Here is a 19,056-nt window from a genome sequence, read left to right as displayed (position 1 = left end):
CCGGCCGTCGCCGGCCGGGAACCCGTTGTCAGACGGCGGGCGCGACCTTCGTCATCGCGTTGATGACCCGGTCCATCGAGTCGCCACCGCGCGGATCGGTCAGGTTGGCCAGCAGCTTGAGCACGAAGCGCATCAGCGTCGGGTGCGGCATGCCGTGCTTGGTGGCGAGCCGCATGATCTCCGGACGGCCGATCAGCTTCACGAAGATGCCGCCGAGCCGGTAGTAGCCCCCGAAGCGGGCCTTCAGCTCCTGCGGATATGCCATCAGCGCCCGTTCCCGCTCGGCGCCGGCCGGCCGGGCGAGCGCCTGCACCGCGATCTCCGCGGCCAGCTCGCCGGACTCCATCGCGTACGCGATGCCCTCGCCGTTGAACGGGTTGACCATGCCGCCGGAGTCGCCGACCAGCATGACCCCGCGGGTGTAGTGCGGAACCCGGTTGAAGCCCATCGGCAGCGCGGCGCCGAGGATCGGGCCCTCCGCGTTCGCCTCGTCGGTCATCCCCCAGTCCTCGGGGGTGTTGGCCAGCCAGTCGGTGAGCAGCCGCCGGTAGTTCGTCCTGCCGAAGGCGGAGGAGGAGTTCAGCACGCCGAGGCCGACGTTGACCCGCCCGTCGCCCAGGCCGAAGATCCAGCCGTACCCGGGGAGCAGGTTGTCGCCACTGTCCTTGCTGCGCAGCTCCAGCCACGACTCCAGGTAGTCGTCGTCGTGCTTGGCCGGCGAGCGGTAGTAGCGCCGGACGGCCACCCCGATCGGCCGGTCCTCCCGCTTGGCCAGCCCGAGGGCGAGCGGGAAGCGGCCGGACACGCCGTCCGCGGCGACCACCAGCGGGGCGTGGAAGGTGGCCGGCTCCTTCTCCGGGCCGACCTCGGCCTGCACGCCGATCACCCGATCGTCGGCGTCGAGCACCGGGCCGATGACGTTCACGCTGGTGCGCAGCTTCGCCCCGGCCGAGACGGCACGCTGGGCGAGCAGGTCGTCGAAGTCGAGCCGGGTACGGACCAGGCCGTAGTTGGGGAAGCTGGCCAGGTCGGGCCAGTCCAGTTCGAGGCGTACCCCGCCGCCGATCACCCGCAGGCCCTTGTTGTGCAGCCAGCCGGCCTCGGGCGAGGTGTCCACGCCCATCCGGATGAGCTGCCGCACGGCGCGCGGGGTGAGCCCGTCGCCGCAGACCTTCTCCCGGGGGAACTCGGTCTTCTCCAGCAGCAGCACGCGGACGCCGTGCCGAGCCAGGTGGTACGCGGTCGCCGATCCTCCGGGACCGGCGCCCACGACGATCACGTCGGCGTCGTTCTCCACCGCGGTCATCTGCGCCTCCTCCCGCATGCTCGTGAAATGCTTCACAAGCCGATCGGGTTGGAGTCTATGACCGGGGTTACACCGGTAGGCGGTGAGGGGTACCTAACTTCGTGGAAACGCGCCGGTAGGGGCCCACTTCGGCGTCAGGGCAGGGTGTGGGCGGCCGTGTCCAGCCCGGCATCGACCCGGATCGCCTCGGGCAGGTGGTCCCGCAGCGCGCCCCCGGCGGCGCGGTCGAGCGCGGCGAGCACCTCGGCGACCACCTGACGGACGTCGGCGGGATCGGCGCCGGCCAGCTCCTTGAGCTGCGCGATGAGTTCCGCGGCGTCGTCGTCGGTGGCCGCCGTCGCGGCCGCCTGGTCTCGTCCCGTCATGGGGCGAGCCTACGGGGCAAAGTGGACTAAAAACGGATATTCACGAAAAAGACGCTTCTCTGGCCCGCGAGGCTTGCGACGCCGCGTCGGGTCAGTCGCGGATCGCGCGGTGCAGCGCCACCACGCCGCCGGTGAGGTTCCGCCAGGCCACCCGGCCCCAGCCGGCCGCGCCGATCCGCGCGGCCAGCGCCGCCTGGTCGGGCCAGGCCCGGATCGACTCGGCGAGATAGACGTACGCGTCGGGGTTGCTGGAGACCGCGCGGGCCACCGCCGGCAGGGACCGCATCAGGTACGACAGGTAGACGGTCCGGAAGGCCGGGTTGACCGGGGTGCTGAACTCGCAGACCACCAGCCGGCCGCCCGGCCTGGTCACCCGGGCCAGCTCGCGCAGCGCGGCGTCGGTGTCGTTGACGTTGCGCAGCGCGAAGGAGATGGTCACCGCGTCGAAGCTGGCGTCGGCGAACGGCAGCCTCAGCGCGTCCCCGGCCAGCAGCGGCACCTGCGGACGGGTCCGCTTGCCGGCGTGCAGCATGCCCAGCGACAGGTCCGCCCCCACCGCGTACGCCCCGGAGTGGGCCAGTTCCTCGGTCGAGACGCCGGTGCCCGCGCCCACGTCCAGCACCCGCTCGCCGGGGCGCAGGCCGAGCGCCGCCCGGGTGGCCCGCCGCCAGAACCGGTCCTGCCCGAAGGAGAGCACGGTGTTGGTCAGGTCGTAGCGGGCCGCCACGCCGTCGAACATCGCGGCGACCTCGTGCGGCTGCTTGTCCAGGCTGGCGCGCTGGCCCTGCGGGGTACGGCTCACCCCTCCACTCTGCCAGCCGGTCCCCAGCCAACGGTGGACGGGTACCCGTCGCCGGGCGGAGCGGACGTCACGACCGGAAGGGACAGCAGGGGCGGGATGGTGACCCATCCCGCCCCTGCTGCCGTGCGTTATGTGAACGGCCCTCGCGGGCCGATGGAGGACGATCGTGGAGAGCTCGCCGTGCGGCGAAGGAAGCTACGAGCCGGCACGTTAGCGGCACGCGATCACGACCGCCACTCCCCGCGCCGAACCCTGACCGTTCGGCCGACCGCCCTGCGGCTCGGGACGGTCGACCGCGCGGGACGTCGCGGGCAGGGGTCAGTTGACCTCGACGAGCGGGAGCGACTTCCCGACCCCGCCACCCGGAATGGCGATCGAGGAGAAGTGCGAGACCACCCGGTCGTCGCTCGGGTCGTCGGCCGGCGTGCGGTGCACGGCGAGCCGGTTGTAGAGGGTGTCCCGCTGCGCCGGGATCCGGTCGGCCGAGCGGATCATCCCGATCAGCTCGTGCAGGTTGGAGCGGTGCCGGGCGCCCGCGGAGGAGATGACGTTCTCCTCCAGCATGATCGAGCCGAGGTCGTCCACGCCCATGTGCAGGGCGAGCTGGCCGGCATCCTTGCCGGTGGTCAGCCAGGAGGCCTGCAGGTGCGGCACCGTCTCGAAGAAGAGCCGGGCCACCGCGACCAGCCGCAGGTACTCCAGGGTGGTGGCCTGGGTGCGGCCCTTCAGGTGGTTGTTCTCCGGCTGGTACGTCCACGGGATGAAGGCCCGGAAGCCCTGGGTGCGGTCCTGCACGTCGCGGATCATCCGCAGGTGCTCGATCCGCTCGGCGTTGGTCTCGCCGGTGCCCATCATCATCGTCGCGGTGGACTCGACGCCCTGCCGGTGCGCCAGCTCCATCACCTCGAGCCAGCGCGCCCCGGACTCCTTCAGCGGGGCGATCGCCTTGCGCGGGCGGTCCGGCAGCATCTCCGCGCCGGCCCCGGCGATCGAGTCCAGGCCGGCTGTCTTGATCCGGGCGATGGCCTCGTCGAGGCTGACGCCGGAGACCTTGGCCATGTGCAGGATCTCGCTCGGGCCGATGGAGTGGATGGCGAGCTGCGGGTACGCCTTCTTCACCGAGGAGAAGAGCTCCTCGTAGTACTCGACGCCGTAGTCCGGGTGGTGGCCACCCTGGAGCATCACCTGGGTGGCGCCCAGCTCGACCGCCTCGCCGCAGCGGCGCAGGATCTCCTCGGTCGGGTGGGTCCACCCTTCCTTGTGCTTCGGCGCCCGATAGAACGCGCAGAACTTGCACGCCGTCACGCAGACGTTCGTGTAGTTGATGTTGCGGTCGATCAGGTAGGTGACGATGTTGTCCGGGTAGCGCCGCCGGCGCACCGCGTCCGCCGCCTCGCCGAGCGCGTGGAAGGGCGCCTCGGTGTAGAGCAGCAGGGCCTCCTCGGGCGTGATGCGCCCGCCGTCCGCGCCGCGCTGCAGGATGTCGTCGATCTCCCGGCTCACCGTCACGCCCCCGAGCCTACGTCGCCGGTTCCGACCCGGCGACGCGCGGCCGCCCGATGTGACGTCCTCGGCCTTCGGTCCTGCCAGGGCCACGGGGCGTTACGCCGGCATCCGCTCCGACACCCCGATCCGCCGCCTTTGCTCTGCTTCAACATACGCAACAGCCACCCAAAGTAAGCGGGCTCTTCTCGTCATGCCGGGCGGTCAAGGAGAGAAGAGCTGATCAGGGCGGTGTTGCCTCTGCTGAAGCAGAGCAAAGGCCGGAACAGGGGATGTCACGCTCGACCGCGGCCGTCACCCAGCGCAACCTTCGACGCGAGCCGCCCAGGGATCACGCGTCGTAGTCGACCGTCAGCTTGTCGGTGACCGGGCTCGACTGGCAGGTGAGGACGTAGCCGGCGGCCACCTCGTCCGGCTCCAGTGCGTAGTTGCGGGCCATGGTCACCTCGCCGGAGACGACCTTCGCCTTGCAGGTGGAGCAGACGCCGCCCTTGCAGGCGTACGGCAGCTCGCCGCGGACCTTGAGAGCGGCGTCCAGCACCCGCTCGTCACGGCCCATCGTGAAGTTCGACGAGCGGCCGTCCAGCACGATCGTCACCTCGGCCCCCGCGCCGGGCTCGTCGCCCGGGCGGCGCACCGGCTCCGGCGGCGCGTCGACGTGGAACAGCTCCGTGTGCACCGCCGGCTCCGCCAGCCCACGGCCGGTCAGCACCGCCTTCGCGTCCACCACCATCCCGTACGGGCCGCAGAGGAACCACTCCTCGATCGCGTCGCCCGGCACGATGGTGTCCAGCAGCCGGCCCAGCCGGTCGGCGTCGATCCGCCCCGACAGCAGCGGCGACTCGCCCTGCTCGCGGGAGAGCACGTGCACCAGGTGCAGCCGGGTCGGGTAGCGGTCCTTCAGGTCCGCCAGCTCCTCCGCGAACATCACCGTGTTGGCGGTGCGGTTGCCGTACACCAGGGTGAAGGTGCTGGCCGGCTCGACGGCCAGCGCGGTCGCGACCAGCGCGAGCACCGGGGTGATGCCGGAACCGGCCACCACCGCGCCGTAGTGGCGCACCCGGTCGGGCGCGAACGCCGTGGTGAAGTGCCCCAACGGGGGCAGCACCTCGACGGTGTCGCCGCCGCGCAGCGCACCGCAGGCGAACGCGGAGAAGGCGCCGCCGGGGATCTCCCGCACCCCGATCCGCAGCCGGCCGTGCCGGGCCAGGTCGTCCGGAGTGGAGCAGATCGAGTACGACCGCCGCACGTCCTCCCCGCCCGCACCCGTGCGCCGCACGGTCAGGTGCTGGCCGGCGGAGAACGCGAAGGTCTCCCGCAGCTCCGCCGGCACGGCGAAGGTGACCGCCACGGAGTCGTCGGTGAGCCGGTCGACGGCGGCCACGGGAAGCGGGTGGAAGGCCGGCCGGCGACGGACCGGTCGGGTGATGGTGACAGTCACAGCGCCTTCAGGTGGTCGAAGGGTTCGGAGCAGGAGCGGCAGCGCCACAGCGCCTTGCACGCGGTGGAACCGAAGCGACTGACCTGCTCGGTCTCCGGGGAGCCGCAGCGCGGGCAGCGCACGGCGAGGGTCAGCGGCACGACGTTGCCGGCGCTGACCGGTGCCGGCGGGGCGATGCCGGCGGCGGCGAGCTTCGCCCGGCCGCTGTCGGAGATCCAGTCGGTGCTCCAGGCCGGGCTGTAGACCGTACGGACCTCGGCGTCCGGGTGGCCGGCGGCGGCGAGCGCCCGGCGGATGTCCGCCCGGATCACGTCCATCGCCGGGCAGCCGGTGTAGGTGGGGGTGATGGTGACGACGACCCGGCCGGTGGCCGGGTTCTCCTCGACCGCCCGCAGGATGCCCAGCTCGTCGATGGTGATGACCCGGATCTCCGGGTCCACCACCGCCGCCGCGGCCGCCCTGGGGTCGGTCACCACTTCGCCCCCGGATGCGCCCGGTGCAGCACCTGCATCTCGGCCAGCAGGTAGGAGACGTGCTCGGTGTGCACGCCGTCCCGCCCACCACCGGGCGTCCAGCCGGTCTCGGGCCGGGTGAGCGTCGCCTCGGCGAGCACGGTGGAGACCGTGGCGTCGAAGTCGGCCCGCAGGGTGGCCGGGTCGACCGGCGCCGCCGGGTCCGCCGCGAACAGCTCATGGGTGTACGGCCAGACCTCGTCGACCGCGGCCTGCATCCGGCGGTGCGACTCCTCGGTGCCGTCGCCGAGCCGCTTCACCCAGAGCGCGGCGTGGTCCAGGTGGTACGCCGACTCCTTGCGCGCCTTCGCCCCGATCGCGGCCAGCCGCTCGTCGGCGCAACCGGCCAGCGCGGTGTAGAGCGGCAACTGGTACGCCGACAGGAAGAACAGCTTCGCCATGGTGACCGCGAAGTCGCCGTTGGGCAGCTCGACCAGGAGGCAGTTGCGGAACTCCCGGTCGTCGCGGAGGAACGCCAGCGCGTCCTCGTCCCGGCCAGCGCCCTCCAGCTCACCCGCGTACGTCAGCAGCAGCCGGGCCGCGCCGAGCTGGTCGAGGGCGATGTTCGCCAGGGCGATGTCCTCCTCCATCTCCGGCGCGCGGGAGGTCCACTCGCCGAGCCGCTGCGCCGCGATCAACGCGTCGTCGCCGAGGGAGAGGACGAAGTCGAAGGAGCCGGTCACAGGTGGGCCACCCCGTCCGGGACCTCGTAGAAGGTGGGGTGGCGGTAGACCTTGTCGGCCGCCGGTTCGAAGAAGGCGTCCTTCTCGTCCGGGCTGGACGCGGTGATCGCGGCCGCCGGCACCACCCAGATCGAGACGCCCTCCTGACGGCGGGTGTAGACGTCCCGCGCGTTGCGCAGGGCCAGCTCCGCGTCGGGGGCATGCAGGCTGCCGACGTGGGTGTGCGACAGCCCGCGCCGGGCCCGGACGAAGACCTCCCAAAGAGGCGACGATTCCCTGCTCACGCGGCCACCTTCTCCTTGTTGTTCGCCGACCGCTTCGCGGCGTACGCGGCGGCGGCCTCGCGCACCCAGGCGCCGTCGGCGTGGGCGCGGCGGCGGTGTTCCATCCGCTGCCGGTTGCACGGCCCGTTGCCCTTGATCACCTGCATCAGCTCGTCGTAGTCGGGCTGGGTGTAGTCGTACGCCTGGCGCTCGTCGTTCCAGCGCAGGTCCGGGTCGGGGATGCGCAGGCCCAGGATCTCGGCCTGCTGCACGCACATGTCCACGAAGCGCTGCCGCAGGTCGTCGTTGGAGAATCGCTTGATCTTCCAGGCCATGGACTGCGCCGAGTGGGTCGAGTCTCCGTCCGGCGGCCCGAACATGGCCAGTGACGGGTACCACCAGCGGTCGACCGCGTCCTGGGCCATCGCCTTCTGCCCGGGGGTGCCGTGCGCCAGGGTGTGCAGGATCTCGTACCCCTGGCGCTGGTGGAACGACTCCTCCTTGCAGACCCGGATCATCGCGCGGGCGTACGGCCCGTAGGAGCAGCGGCAGAGCGGGACCTGGTTGACGATCGCCGCGCCGTCCACCAGCCAGCCGATCGCGCCCACGTCGGCCCAGGTCAACGTCGGGTAGTTGAAGATCGAGCTGTACTTCTGCCGGCCGCTGATCAGCAGCTCGACCAGCTCGTCCCGGCTGACCCCCAGGGTCTCCGCCGCGGCGTAGAGGTAGAGGCCGTGGCCGGCCTCGTCCTGCACCTTGGCCAGCAGGATGGCCTTGCGCTTCAGCGAGGGGGCGCGGCTGATCCAGTTCCCCTCGGGCTGCATCCCGATGATCTCGGAGTGCGCGTGCTGCGCGATCTGCCGGATCAGCGTCTTCCGGTACGCCTCGGGCATCCAGTCGCGCGGCTCGATCTTCTGATCGGCGTCGATCACGTCCGCGAAGTACGCCTCGAGGTCCTCGTCAGGGGCCGGCCCGCCGCGCCGGGCCCGGGCGGCGGCCTCCCGCAGCGCCGCCTCGGCCGCCTCGACCTCGCCGAGCAGGCCACCGCCGGGCGCGTCGTCCGGCGCGGAGAAGTCGTTGCCATACATGAGGCCAGTGTTACAGCTCGCGACCGATGACACCAGAGGGTGTAACAGGAAACCGGCCACACCTTCCGTCGCCGGCTGACCGCTCCCAGTGAGAGCCGCCGACCTGCGCAAACCTGTGAGTTGGGCCACTGCGGGAGGGGGAATCCTCCCAACGGCGGCATAGCGGCAGATTGCCCCGCCTTCACGGCGAGTTCACAGGCGGCAGATCCTGGCGTCGGGCCTGTCCGGAAGTAGACTTCCCCCGGCACACCGATCGGCTGCTGACGATCGCCACCGGCTCACGGCCATTCCCCCGGCCCCGGCGATCAGGCCGTACCCATTCGGAAAAGCCGGTCCCCCCGGCCAGACATCTGGAGCTCACCCACTCATGCGACCTCGCGTGACCATGGTGCTCGCCATCGTGGCGGTCCTTCTCGGTGGCGTCATGCTGGTGCCCGCCGCGTACGCCCGCCTCTCCGGTGGGAGCGCCCTCGCCAGCATCGGCGGCATCGGCGGCGGGGAGAACGTGCCCGCTCCCGCGCCCACCACACCGCCCCCGCCGACCCTGGCCGCCGGCCCGGTCTCGGTGGACTTCAAGGGGAAGTTCTTCTCCTGGGCGCTGATGGACCGGAAGACCGGGGAGATCAGCGGCGCGCAGAACATGACCGCGACCAATTCGACCGAGTCGATGATGAAGGCGTGGATCGTCTCCGACTACCTTCGGCAACTCGGCGACAAGCCGCTGAGCGCGACCCGGAAGAAGCAGATCGTCACCGCCATTCGGGACAGCAACGACATCTCCGCCGAGTCGCTCTACAACGCCGGCGGGCGCCGGCCAGTGCTGGAGCGGCTGATCAAGATGTGCAAGCTGACCGACACGAAGATCGAGCCGACCAAGGCGAAGTGGGCGTACACCCAGATGTCGCCGCAGGACGCGGTGCGGATGGGTGACTGCATCGGTGACGGCACCGCCGCCGGACGGAAGTGGACGAGCTTCGTCCTCAGCGAGATGACCAAGGTCCGGGGTGACGTCGAGGACCAGCAGACCACCCAGGGCGGTGGCCGGTGGGGGATCATCGACGGCCTGCCGGACGAGATCAAGGCGCAGGGACCGGTCAGCATCAAGAACGGGTTCACCATGCTCTGGGCGGACGTCCAGTGGCACGTCAACTGCCTCGCGGTGACCGACAAGTGGACCCTCGCGGTGATGATGCGCTACCCGCAGAAGCTCGGCCTGGCGTACGGCGCCAAGGTCTGCGCCAGCGTCACCACCCAGCTCGTCACCCCGCAGCCTGGCGCGGCCCTGAAGGTGCCGCAGCAGCCGGTCGGGAAGCTCTGATGGCTGGCACCCGGCGCCGTCCGGGCAACGACCACCGGCCGCTCATGTACGGCGCGGTCGCCGTCATCCTGGTCGGACTGGTGCTCGTCTCGCTCCGGGTGGTGCCCGGCTCCCCGCTGCGCCCGACGGCCAGCTCGCACTCGGCCGGGTCGCCCGGCCGGTCCACCAGCGCGGCCACCGACCGCAGCAGCCGATCCCAGCCGACCCCGTCGCCGTCCCCTTCCCTGGAGCCGCTGCCGTTCCAGGCCCAGGATCTCGACCTCGACATCAAGGGCTGGTACGCCTGGAGCGTGCTGGACAAGCGGACCGGCGAGATCATCGGTTCCAAGAACATGGGTGAGACCAGCACCACCGCCTCGATGATCAAGTCGTGGATCGTCGCCGACTACCTGCGCCGGGCGGACGAGGCCGGGCAGACCCCGAGCAGCGCCAAGCTCGCCGACGCCACCCAGATCATCCGGGACAGCGACAACACCCGGGCCGAGCAGTTCTACAACAACGTCGGCCGGTCGGCCTCGATCAAGCGACTGCTCTCGACCTGCGAGCTCACCGACAGCAAGGTGGCCGCGGACGGCGGCTGGAGCCGGACGAACCTCTCCCCCCGGGACACCGCGCGGCTGGGGCTGTGCATCTCGGACGGCCGGGCCGCCGGGCCGAAGTGGACGAAGTGGCTGCTCAACGAGATGCGGCTGGTCCGCGGCGTCGGCGACTTCGGCATCCGCAAGGCGTTCCCGGCCGCCGAGCAGAAGACCATCGCGATCAAGAACGGCTGGATCGACCGCACGCGGGAGCAGGAGATGCACATCAACTGCCTCGCCATCGGCGACACCTGGACGATGGGCGTGATGGTCCGCTACCCGATCAACATGGGCTACGAGTACGGCATGAAGAACTGCCAGAAGATCACCGAGGCGCTGCTCCGCCCGGCCACCTGAGCCGTCTCCGCTTCGCCGACGTGGCGGTGTCCCGACCCCGGGATGCCGCCACGTCGTCGTTTCAGACCGGCCGGCAGAACCGGAGCGGCCGGCCTGGTCAGCCGGCGAAGAACTCGGGGCCGCCCTCGGGCAGGGCGGGGACCTCGCCGATCGCGGCGGCCCGCCGGGCGAACTCGCGCAGGCCGGCCACCTGCCGCTCGCCCAGGGAGAAGTCGAGGGTGCGGAAGTAGGTCGCCAGGGTCGCCGCGTCGAACGGCTCCCACCGGGCGGCCGCCTCGGCGACCTGGTCCAGCTCGGCCAGGCAGAGGTCACGCGAGCGCAGGAACGCCTCGTGCACCTCCTTGACCATGCCGGGGTGGGCGGCGGCGAAGTCGCGGCGGACCGCCCAGACGGCGAAGACCATCGGCAGCCCGGTCCAGTCCCGCCAGGCCTGGCCGAGGTCGGTGACCTCCAGGCCCCGGCGGGGCGCCTCGTAGAGGGCGCGCAGCGCCACGTCCCCGATCACCACCCCGGCGTCGGCCTCCAGCAGCATCTGGGTCAGGTCCGGCGGGCAGCGGAAGTACTCGGGGCGGACGCCGTACCGCTCGGCGAGCAGGAGCTGGGCCAGCAGGACGCCGGTCCGGGAGGTCGAGCCGAGCGCGACCCGGCGGCCGTCCAGCTCGGCGAGGGGCTTGGTGGAGACCACGTTGACGGAGAGGACCGGGCCGTCGCTGCCGACCGCGAGGTCCGGCAGGAGCAGCAGCTCGTCGGCGTGCCGCAGGTACTCCACCTGCGAGATCGGCCCGATGTCCAGGTCGCCGGCGACCAGCGCGGCGTTCAGCCGGTCCGGCGAGTCCTTGTGCAGGTCGACGTCGAGCAGCGCGCCGGACCGCATCAGCCCCCAGTAGATCGGCAGACAGTTCAGGAACTGGATGTGTCCGACACGGGGGCGGGTGATGCGGTCAGCCATGCCCCGACCGTATCCCCGCCGCCGACGGCCGGCTCACCGGGATGGCGTCGGAGTGGCCAACTCCGCAGCCGCCACGCGGTCGACCGCCGGGCCGCGGTCGTCCGGTCGGGCCACGGCCGCCCGCTCGGCGCGGACCGCCCGGCGGACCGGGACCGCCACCGCGGCGACCACGAGCAGGCCGGCCACCCCGCAGCCGGCGACCAGCGGCCGGGGTTCGGCCAGCTCCAGCAGCAGGCCGCCGACCAGGAACCCGGCCATCCCGGCCCCCTGGACCGCGGCGCCGAAGACGGCGAACGCCCGGCCCCGGGACGCCTCGGGAACCCGGCGGGCCAGCAGCAGGTTGTTGAAGACGTTGTCGCCCCCGTTGGCCACCCCGCCGAGCAGCCAGATCGGCACGAGCAACGCCGCGGACGGCACCGCCGCCGAGGCCAGGACCGCCAGGCAGCAGCCGCCGAGCAGGGCCAGACCGGCGCCGAGCAGCGCGCCGTCGTCCACCAGCCGCCGGGCGAGCCGGGCGAAGAGCCAACCGCCGAGCACGATGCCGAGCGTCCAGGCGCCGGTCACCACGCCGTACACGGTGGTGGAGCTGCCCAGCGTCTCCCGGATGAAGAAGACCTCGATCACGTTGATCGCCCCGACCGCACCGATCACCGCGGCGAGGGTGCCGACCATCACGACCAGCAGCGGGTCGCGGCGCAACCGCCAGCCGGTCGTGGCCGTCCCGGGCCCGGTGGCCGCCGGGTCCGCCCGTCGGGAGCCGCCCCGTCGGGTACGGATGAGCAGCCCGGCCGCCACCAGCGCGAGGTAGCTGCCGGCGTCGACGAGCAGTGGCAGGCGCGCGCCGAACTCGCCGACCAGCACCCCGGCCAGCGCCGGCCCGGCCAGCGCGCCGAGGGTGCCGGCGGTCTGGTTGAGGGCGCTCGCCCGGGGCAGGTCCGCGGCCCGGACCATGGCGGGCACCAGCGCGGCGAGCACCGGCTGGGTGACCGCGAGCCCGGCGGCGAGCACCGCCACCAGGGCGATGACCAGGACCGGATCGTCGGCGTACGCGAGGGCGAGGCAGACCCCGGCCTGGGCGAGCCCGGCGATCACCAGCAGGAGCCGGCTGTCCACCCGGTCGGCGAGGCGTCCGGTCAGCGGGGCGAGCGCCACCAGCGGCAGGGTGGCCGCGAGCAGCAGGCCGGAGACGGCCAGGCCGCCCGCCCCGGCGGACTGCAGGGCCAGGGTGAGGGCGCTCGCGGCGAGAAAGTCCCCACAGCTGGAGATGCCCCGCGCGGCCGTGGTGAGCCAGACGTCGGACCAGCGCGACGGACCAGATGTGAAGGCCATACTTCGAAAATAGTGCTTCACATCTGGTCCGCACAAGCCCCCGTCAATCGATGGGCAGCGCCCGGTACTGCACGGCGACGGTGCGGGCGCCCGCCGGCGGGTCCCTGCGGATCCGCCGGCGGTAGGGCGCCATCAGCTCCTGGATCGACTCGTTGAGCCCGGCGAGTTCCTCGGCCGTGAGCAGCAGCAGGGTGTCGCTGAGCCGGGCGGCGTCGTACCACTCCGGCGGCTCGTCCGCCGCCCGGTCGAGCCAGTCGAATGTCCGCTGCGCGTCGCGGGCCGTGTGCGCCTCCACCAGGGCCCGCTCGGCGGCCCGCGCCTCGGAGCCGGCCGACCGTCCGGGCTCGATGTAGTAGGAGGGGCTGAACGCCCGCCACACCCGCTCCCGCGCGTCACCCCGGCTCGGCGCCGGCTCGATCAGCCCGAACTTCGCCAACGCCCGCAGGTGGTAGCTGGTCGCGCTCGGCGACAGGCCGGCGATCTCGGCGCACTCGGTGGCGGTCGCGCCGCCCTCCAGTGAGCTGAGATGTTCCATGATCGCGATTCGGGCCGGATGGGCCAGCGCCCGCATCACCTGCGGGTCGCTGATCGTCACCCGGCGCTGCTCGGGGCGCGCCTCGGTCATCCCCCCATGATCCCGCCCGCCGGCCGACCGGGCCAACGGCCGACCCGACGGGGTGGCATGCCGGATATCCGGTTGCCCACCCAGCTGGCGGGAGTAGGCTGCCCTGTCCCGCCTGACGGCCGAGGTGTGTAGCACCGCACCGGACGTCCCCGCGCCGACCCACCGGTCGGAAACGCGAGCGGCAGTGTTTTTCCCCGTGTCGAGGAGTACGTGGATGACCCTGCACGCCCAAGAACAGACCCTGGACGACGAACTCGTCGCCGAACGCGCCCACCTGGACCTCTCCCGAGCGGCGCTGCGCCGGATGCGGGAACGCGCCGAAGCCCTCTTCGCCGGCGGCGAGCAGGTCGCCGGCGACCCGTACGCGGCGGAGATGCTGGGCCGCACCCTCGCCCGGCGGGTCGCCGAACTCGCCGACGACCCGACCACCCCGCTCTTCTTCGGCCGGCTCGACTTCGGCGACACCGACCCCGACCACGCCGGGCGGGAGTACCACGTCGGGCGGCGGCACGTCACCGACGAGGCGGGCGAGCCGCTGGTGCTGGACTGGCGGGCCCCGGTCTCCCGCTCCTTCTACCGGGCCAGCGCCCGGGACCCGCAGGGCGTCGCGATCCGCCGCCGGTTCGGCTTCAGCAGCGGCCTGCTCACCAGCTTCGAGGACGAGCACCTGGACCGGGGCGAGGAGCTGGGCACCGCCAGCCGGATCCTCACCGCCGAGATCGAGCGCCCCCGCGTCGGGCCGATGCGGGACATCGTCGCCACCATCCAGCCCGAGCAGGACGAGCTGGTCCGCGCCGACCTGGCCGACTCGATCTGCGTCCAGGGGGCGCCCGGCACCGGTAAGACCGCGGTCGGGCTGCACCGGGCCGCGTACCTGCTCTACCTGCACCGGGAACGGCTGCGCCGCTCCGGAGTGCTGATCGTCGGGCCGAACCGGGCCTTCCTGTCGTACATCGCGGCGGTGCTGCCGGCGCTCGGCGAGGTCGAGGTCGCGCAGGCGACGGTGGAGGACCTGATCGCCCGGACGCCGGTGCGGGCCGTGGACGATTCGGCCGTCGCGGCCCTCAAGCACGACGTCCGGATGGCCGAGGTGCTGCGCCGCGCCGTCGACGCGCACATCGGTGCGCCGACCGAGCCGATCATGGTCTCGGACGGCTCGTTCCGCTGGCGGATCGGCCTCGACCCGCTGCACCGGGTGGTCGAGGAGACCCGCCGGGAAGGGCTGCCGTACGCCACCGGCCGGGAGCGCGTCCGGGCCCGGGTGGTGGGGCTGCTGCAACGCCAGTCCGAGGCCCGCCGCGCCGAGTCACCGAGCGACGCCTGGCTGCGCCGGATGGCCAAGGCGAAGCCGGTCACCGCCTTCCTCGACGCGGTCTGGCCGGCGCTCACCCCGGAAGGACTCGTGCACACCCTGCTCGCCGACCCGGACGCGCTCGCCACCGCCGCCGACGGGCTGCTCACCGCCGAGGAGCAGGCACTCCTGGCGACCGGGACGAAGCTCGGCCGCACCCCGAAGGCCGCTAAGTGGACCGCGGCCGACGCGGTCCTGATCGACGAGGCGGCCGGGCTGATCGAGCGACCGGCCGGCTTCGGGCACGTGGTGGTCGACGAGGCGCAGGACCTCTCCCCGATGCAGTGCCGGGCCATCGCCCGGCGCAGCGAGCACGGCTCGATCACCCTCCTCGGCGACCTGGCCCAGGGCACCGCGCCGTGGGCCGCCACGGACTGGCGGGAGTCCCTGGCGCACCTGGGCAAGCCGGACGCGGTGGTGGTGCCGCTGAGCATCGGCTTCCGGGTGCCGGCGGTGGTGGTCGCGTTCGCCAACCGGCTGCTGCCGGCCCTCGCCGTCGACGTACCGCCGGCCGAGTCGCTGCGCCGCGACGGCGCGCTGGACGTGCGTACGGTGGCCGACCTGACCGTGGCGGCGGTGGCCGAGGTGCGGGCGGCGCTCGCGCACGACGGCTCGGTCGGCGTGATCGCCGCCGAGGACGCGGTGGACGGGCTCCGGGCGGCGCTCGCCGACGCGGGCGTCGAGACCGCGAGCGCCGACGACGTGGCGACCGCGGCGCGGGTCACCGTGGTGCCCGCGACCCTGGTCAAGGGCCTGGAGTACGACCACGTCGTGGTCGTCGAACCGGCCGCGATCGTCGCGGCCGAACCGCGCGGGCTGCACCGCCTCTACGTGGTGCTGACCCGGGCGGTCTCCCGGCTCTCGGTGCTGCACCGGGAGCCGCTGCCGGACCCGCTCGGCTGACCCGTCAGCGCCAGCTCAGCCGGGCCACCCGCCCCTGCTCGCCGGAGGCCCAGCAGGCGCCCGTCGGGGTGCACTCCACCGCGTCGAAGCTGCCGGTGTCGAAGCGCCGCCAGGTCCGGCCGCCGTCCCGGCTGGCGTCGCTGCCGGTCGGGCCCACCGCCAGGGCGGTGCCGCCGTGCGCCCAGGCCGCCCCGGACCGGTACTCGCCGGGCTGCGCGTCGGCGACCGTCCAGCTGCGACCGCCGTCGGTGGAGCGGGCCGCGCCGTCCGGAGCGCTGGTCGGGCTGGCGAAGTCGCCGCCCAGCGCGATGCCGTGCCGGGGGTCGCGGAAGGCCAGCGAGTAGATGCCGGCGGACGGGCCACCGGGCACCGGGGTGTCGGCGGCCTGCCAGCTCAGCCCCCGATCGTCGGTGCGGAAAACCCGTGCGGTGGACGCGCCGCCGGTGGCGAACCAGGCCCGGTCCGGGCCGTGGTCGGCGGTGATCAGACAGGTGCCGCTCGCGGCGAACGCGAACTCGCCGGGCAGCGCGGCGGGCATGCCGGCGGTGGGCAGCACCGACCAGGAGCGCCCACCGTCGGCGGTGGCGATCAGCCGGAACCGGCCGTCCACCGGGTCCGACAGGGCCAGCCCGTGCCGATCGTCGAAGAAGGCGAGGCAGTCGTAGAAGGCCGCGTCGTCCGGGTTGCGGAAGGTCTCCGCCCAGCTCCGCCCGCCGTCGTCGGTGCGGTAGACCCGGGACTCGCCGCCCGGCCCGATCGACAGGACCACCGCCCGGCGCGCGTCGAACGCCTCGATGTCCCGGAACTGCAGCGGTACGTCGGTGGGCGGCCCCACCTGCGCCCAGTGCCGTCCACCGTCGACGGTCCGCAGCACGGTGGAGCCGCTGCCGCTGGCCCAGGCGACCCGGCCGTCCACCGGGGCGAGCCCCCGCAGCCGGGCGGTCACCCCGGCGTCGGTGAGCTGCCAGCTCGGCTCCGGGCGCCAGGTGGCCCCGGAACCGGTTGCGAGGACGGCGGCGGCCAGGATGAGACAGGTGAGCGCACGCATCCGCATGCGCCGGAACCTACCGGAGATCGGCGACAACCGATACCACCGGCACCCTCCGGTGGCCCGGAGCGGCTATACAGGAGCCGTGCCAGACATCGCGCCCGCAACCGCGACCATCCCCGGCGACGTGCTCGCCCGCGCCGACCAGGCCACCCGCCGCTACGGCGACGTGCTCGCCCTGGACCGGGTCGACCTGACCGTCCACGCCGGCGAGCTGGTCGGCCTACTGGGCCCGAACGGCGCCGGCAAGAGCACCCTGCTCAACCTGCTGGTCGGGCTGCGCCGACCGACCGCCGGCCAGGTGGAGCTCTTCGGCGGCGACCCCCGTGACCCGGCCAGCCGACGGCTGATCGGGGTGACCCCGCAGGAGACCGGGCTGCCCGGCACGCTTCGGGTCGGCGAGGTGGTCGACTTCGTCGCCGCGCACTTCCCCGACCCGGTCCCGCGGGGCGAACTGCTGGACCGGTTCGGCCTCACCGAGCAGGTGCGGCGGCAGACCGGCGGTCTCTCCGGCGGCCAGCGCCGCCGGCTCGCGGTCGCCCTCGCCTTCGTCGGCCGGCCCCGGCTGGTCATCCTCGACGAGCCGACCACCGGGCTGGACGTCGAGGCGCGGCACACCCTCTGGGAGGCCGTCCGCGGCTTCCACGCCGACGGCGGCACGGTCCTGCTGAGCAGCCACTACCTGGAGGAGGTGGAGGCGCTCGCGCACCGGGTGGTGGTGATCGGCCACGGCCGGGTGCTCGCCGACGACACGGTGGACGCCGTCCGCGGCATCGTCGGCGTACGCCGGGTCAGCCTCGTCGCCGACGACCTGCCGCCCCTGCCGGGCGTGGTCGCCACCGAGCGGACCGAGGGGCGTACCCACCTGCTCACCACCGACGCCGACCAGCTCGTCCGTGACCTGGTCACCGCCAGGGTCGCGTTCCGCGACCTGGAGGTCCGCCCCACCTCGCTGGAGGAGGCGTTCCTCGCCATCACCGCCGACGACCGGCCCGCGACCACCACCGTCTAGGGAGGCCACCCGTGCCGCTCGCCCTGGTTCACGCGCGCTACCAGCTGCTGGAGATCGTCCGGATCCCGGTGGCGGTGTTCGGCAGCGCGTTCTTCCCCGCCGCCGCGATGCTCTTCTTCGTGGTGCCGTTCGCCGGCGACGACGCGGCGGGCGCCACCTACGCCACCGGCGCCATGGTCACCTTCGCGGTGATGAGCGCCAACATCTTCCAGTACGGCGTCGGCGTCGCCGAGGACCGCGACCAGCCCTGGAACCCGTACACCCGGACCCTGCCGGCCGGACCGGCCCCACGCCTGGCCGGCCGGATCCTGGCCGGCCTGGTGCTGACCTACCTGTCGATGCTGCCGGTGGTGGTCATCGCCGCGGTAGGCACCGCGGCCCGGGTCACCGCGGTGCAGTTCCTGCTCGGCGCGGCCACGGTCGCGGTGATCTCGGTGCCGTTCACCCTGCTGGGGCTGGCCGTCGGCTACTCGCTGCCGAGCAAGGCGGCAATCGTGGTCGCGCAGATCATCTTCTTCCCGCTCGCCTTCGGCGGCGGGCTGCTCTCCGGCCCGGACGACGCGCCCGGGCTCATCAAGGCGGTCGCCCCCTTTCTGCCGACCCGGGGCGCCGTGGAGCTGATGTGGGCGGCGACCACGGACTGGCGACCCGACCAGGTCTCCGTGGTGATGCTCGGCGTCTGGATCGTCGTGCTGGCGGCGATCGCCGGCTGGGCGTACCGGCGGGACGAGGGCCGCCGTTTCACCTGACCTTTTGTCCGAATCCCGCCCGGCGGCCGACGGGACGGTGCCACGATTCCGGCAGGGCGTGCCAGCGGGCCGCCACCGGCGAGAGGGGTCACCGTGAACGGCATCGAGCCCGGCACGCCCTGCTGGGCCGACCTGGCCACGCCCGGCCTGGAGGACGCGAAGCGGTTCTACCCGCAGCTGTTCGGCTGGACCGGCCGGGTCTCCCCGGAGCCGGAGGCGGGCGGGTACACCGTCTTCCTCAAGGACGGCAGGTCGGTGGCCGGCGCCGGCCCGCCGGCCACCCCGGACCAGGTGCCGATCTGGTCGACGTACGTGGCGACCGACGACGCCGACCTGGTCGCCAGGCGGGTGGAGCGGGCCGGCGGGCAGGTTCTGGTCACCCCGTTCGACGTCTTCGACCAGGGCCGGATGGCGGTCCTCGCCGACCGGGCCGGCGCGGTGTTCAGCGTCTGGCAGCCGATGGCGATGCCGGGCGCGGAGCTGTTCAACGTGCCGGGTGCCATGTGCTGGAACGAGCTGGTCACCCCCGATCCGGAGGGGGCGAAGGAGTTCTACGCGCTGGTCTTCGGCTGGCAGCCGGAGGAGCGGCCGATGGGCCCGGTCACCTACACCGGCTGGCGGTGCGGGGCGCGGGTGGTCGCCGGGATGATGCCGCCGCTGGAGGAGCTGCCGGCGGACCTGCCGGCGTACTGGTCGATCTACTTCGCGGTCGACGACGCCGACGCCACCGCCGCCCGCGCCGCCGAACTCGGCGGCACCATCCTGGTCCCGCCCCGCGACATCCCGGCCGGCCGCACCGCCGCCCTCCGCGACCCCCAGGGCGCCCTCTTCTCCCTGTCTCTTATACACCTCTGACGCTGCCGACGAATACCCT

Annotated in this window: 19 protein-coding genes; 6 read left to right on the top strand and 13 right to left on the bottom strand. The window is 73.0% G+C overall.

The window, feature by feature from the left end; genetic code table 11:
- Positions 1-28: 28 nt before the first annotated feature.
- From DKT69_RS09410 to paaA, 9 genes are all read right to left on the bottom strand, one after another.
- Positions 29-1,306: a geranylgeranyl reductase family protein gene (locus tag DKT69_RS09410; protein ID WP_109801215.1), complete on the bottom strand. Its 1,278-nt coding sequence runs from the start codon at positions 1,304-1,306 to the stop codon at positions 29-31.
- A 134-nt stretch (positions 1,307-1,440) separates the two neighbouring features.
- Positions 1,441-1,671, bottom strand: a complete 231-nt coding sequence (locus DKT69_RS09405) for a hypothetical protein (RefSeq protein ID WP_109801195.1) — start codon at positions 1,669-1,671, stop codon at positions 1,441-1,443.
- Between the two features lie 91 nt (positions 1,672-1,762).
- A complete protein-coding gene (locus tag DKT69_RS09400; protein WP_109801194.1) occupies positions 1,763-2,473 on the bottom strand; it encodes a demethylmenaquinone methyltransferase in 711 nt (236 codons plus the stop codon).
- A gap of 318 nt (positions 2,474-2,791) precedes the next feature.
- Positions 2,792-3,982, bottom strand: a complete 1,191-nt coding sequence (gene mqnC / locus DKT69_RS09395; protein WP_109801193.1) for a cyclic dehypoxanthinyl futalosine synthase — start codon at positions 3,980-3,982, stop codon at positions 2,792-2,794.
- Positions 3,983-4,307: 325 nt separating this feature from the next.
- Complete coding sequence (gene paaE / locus DKT69_RS09390) at positions 4,308-5,417, bottom strand: 1,2-phenylacetyl-CoA epoxidase subunit PaaE (RefSeq protein WP_109801192.1); 1,110 nt, start codon at positions 5,415-5,417, stop codon at positions 4,308-4,310.
- Positions 5,414-5,890 carry a 1,2-phenylacetyl-CoA epoxidase subunit PaaD gene (gene paaD / locus DKT69_RS09385; RefSeq protein WP_109801214.1) on the bottom strand — a complete coding sequence of 159 codons (477 nt, stop codon included), beginning with the start codon at positions 5,888-5,890 and terminating at the stop codon, positions 5,414-5,416. Before paaD ends, paaE begins: the two co-directional genes overlap by 4 nt.
- Positions 5,887-6,612, bottom strand: coding sequence for a 1,2-phenylacetyl-CoA epoxidase subunit PaaC (gene paaC, locus DKT69_RS09380; protein ID WP_109801191.1), 726 nt, complete (start codon positions 6,610-6,612; stop codon positions 5,887-5,889). Before paaC ends, paaD begins: the two co-directional genes overlap by 4 nt.
- Positions 6,609-6,896 (bottom strand): 1,2-phenylacetyl-CoA epoxidase subunit PaaB, encoded by a 288-nt coding sequence (gene paaB / locus DKT69_RS09375; protein ID WP_109801190.1) that lies wholly within the window; start codon positions 6,894-6,896, stop codon positions 6,609-6,611. Before paaB ends, paaC begins: the two co-directional genes overlap by 4 nt.
- A complete protein-coding gene (paaA, locus tag DKT69_RS09370) occupies positions 6,893-7,963 on the bottom strand; it encodes a 1,2-phenylacetyl-CoA epoxidase subunit PaaA (RefSeq protein ID WP_109801189.1) in 1,071 nt (356 codons plus the stop codon). The genes paaB and paaA overlap by 4 nt, the downstream gene beginning before the upstream one ends.
- A 367-nt stretch (positions 7,964-8,330) precedes the next feature.
- On the opposite strand from paaA, the gene DKT69_RS09365 reads away from it, so the two are divergent.
- Together DKT69_RS09365 and DKT69_RS09360 are read left to right on the top strand one after the other, a co-directional pair.
- A complete protein-coding gene (locus DKT69_RS09365; RefSeq protein WP_109801188.1) occupies positions 8,331-9,281 on the top strand; it encodes a hypothetical protein in 951 nt (316 codons plus the stop codon).
- Complete coding sequence (locus tag DKT69_RS09360; RefSeq protein ID WP_109801187.1) at positions 9,281-10,216, top strand: serine hydrolase; 936 nt, start codon at positions 9,281-9,283, stop codon at positions 10,214-10,216. The genes DKT69_RS09365 and DKT69_RS09360 overlap by 1 nt, the downstream gene beginning before the upstream one ends.
- Positions 10,217-10,313: 97 nt before the next feature.
- On the opposite strand, the gene DKT69_RS09355 is transcribed toward DKT69_RS09360, so the two are convergent.
- Genes DKT69_RS09355 through DKT69_RS09345 form a run of 3 tightly spaced genes read right to left on the bottom strand, consistent with a single transcriptional unit; the run spans position 10,314 to position 13,119 of the window.
- A complete protein-coding gene (locus DKT69_RS09355) occupies positions 10,314-11,165 on the bottom strand; it encodes a menaquinone biosynthetic enzyme MqnA/MqnD family protein (RefSeq protein WP_109801186.1) in 852 nt (283 codons plus the stop codon).
- A gap of 33 nt (positions 11,166-11,198) precedes the next feature.
- Positions 11,199-12,494, bottom strand: a complete 1,296-nt coding sequence (locus tag DKT69_RS09350; RefSeq protein ID WP_109801185.1) for an MFS transporter — start codon at positions 12,492-12,494, stop codon at positions 11,199-11,201.
- Positions 12,495-12,537: 43 nt separating this feature from the next.
- Positions 12,538-13,119: an ArsR/SmtB family transcription factor gene (locus tag DKT69_RS09345; RefSeq protein WP_109801184.1), complete on the bottom strand. Its 582-nt coding sequence runs from the start codon at positions 13,117-13,119 to the stop codon at positions 12,538-12,540.
- A gap of 214 nt (positions 13,120-13,333) precedes the next feature.
- Here DKT69_RS09345 and DKT69_RS09340 point away from each other — a divergent pair, with 214 nt between their 5' ends.
- Positions 13,334-15,373, top strand: coding sequence for a HelD family protein (locus tag DKT69_RS09340; RefSeq protein WP_109801183.1), 2,040 nt, complete (start codon positions 13,334-13,336; stop codon positions 15,371-15,373).
- A 4-nt stretch (positions 15,374-15,377) separates the two neighbouring features.
- On the opposite strand, the gene DKT69_RS09335 is transcribed toward DKT69_RS09340, so the two are convergent.
- Complete coding sequence (locus tag DKT69_RS09335) at positions 15,378-16,427, bottom strand: WD40/YVTN/BNR-like repeat-containing protein (RefSeq protein WP_109801182.1); 1,050 nt, start codon at positions 16,425-16,427, stop codon at positions 15,378-15,380.
- Between the two features lie 79 nt (positions 16,428-16,506).
- Here DKT69_RS09335 and DKT69_RS09330 point away from each other — a divergent pair, with 79 nt between their 5' ends.
- From DKT69_RS09330 to DKT69_RS41605, 3 genes are all read left to right on the top strand, one after another.
- A complete protein-coding gene (locus DKT69_RS09330; protein WP_236647418.1) occupies positions 16,507-17,433 on the top strand; it encodes an ABC transporter ATP-binding protein in 927 nt (308 codons plus the stop codon).
- Positions 17,434-17,444: 11 nt separating this feature from the next.
- Positions 17,445-18,182 carry an ABC transporter permease gene (locus DKT69_RS09325; RefSeq protein ID WP_109801181.1) on the top strand — a complete coding sequence of 246 codons (738 nt, stop codon included), beginning with the start codon at positions 17,445-17,447 and terminating at the stop codon, positions 18,180-18,182.
- A gap of 93 nt (positions 18,183-18,275) precedes the next feature.
- Positions 18,276-19,037, top strand: a complete 762-nt coding sequence (locus DKT69_RS41605) for a VOC family protein (protein WP_109801180.1) — start codon at positions 18,276-18,278, stop codon at positions 19,035-19,037.
- The last annotated feature ends 19 nt before the right edge of the window (positions 19,038-19,056 follow it).

It is taken from the genome of Micromonospora sicca, from assembly GCF_003172935.1.
In the GTDB taxonomy this organism is placed as follows: domain Bacteria; phylum Actinomycetota; class Actinomycetes; order Mycobacteriales; family Micromonosporaceae; genus Micromonospora; species Micromonospora sicca.
The sequence above is the reverse complement of the archived record's forward strand: the minus strand, read 5'-3'. Positions and strand labels throughout refer to the sequence as shown.

Bases quoted from the DNA above. Each gene is read 5' to 3' on its own strand.
- paaA (WP_109801189.1), bottom strand. From the start codon at position 7,963: ATGTATGGCAACGACTTCTCCGCGCCGGACGACGCGCCCGGCGGTGGC.
- DKT69_RS09405 (WP_109801195.1), bottom strand. From the start codon at position 1,671: ATGACGGGACGAGACCAGGCGGCCGCGACGGCGGCCACCGACGACGAC.
- DKT69_RS09350 (WP_109801185.1), bottom strand. From the start codon at position 12,494: ATGGCCTTCACATCTGGTCCGTCGCGCTGGTCCGACGTCTGGCTCACC.
- DKT69_RS09340 (WP_109801183.1), top strand. From the start codon at position 13,334: ATGACCCTGCACGCCCAAGAACAGACCCTGGACGACGAACTCGTCGCC.
- DKT69_RS09355 (WP_109801186.1), bottom strand. From the start codon at position 11,165: ATGGCTGACCGCATCACCCGCCCCCGTGTCGGACACATCCAGTTCCTG.
- DKT69_RS09345 (WP_109801184.1), bottom strand. From the start codon at position 13,119: ATGACCGAGGCGCGCCCCGAGCAGCGCCGGGTGACGATCAGCGACCCG.
- DKT69_RS09335 (WP_109801182.1), bottom strand. From the start codon at position 16,427: ATGCGGATGCGTGCGCTCACCTGTCTCATCCTGGCCGCCGCCGTCCTC.
- DKT69_RS09360 (WP_109801187.1), top strand. From the start codon at position 9,281: ATGGCTGGCACCCGGCGCCGTCCGGGCAACGACCACCGGCCGCTCATG.
- DKT69_RS09410 (WP_109801215.1), bottom strand. From the start codon at position 1,306: ATGACCGCGGTGGAGAACGACGCCGACGTGATCGTCGTGGGCGCCGGT.
- DKT69_RS09365 (WP_109801188.1), top strand. From the start codon at position 8,331: ATGCGACCTCGCGTGACCATGGTGCTCGCCATCGTGGCGGTCCTTCTC.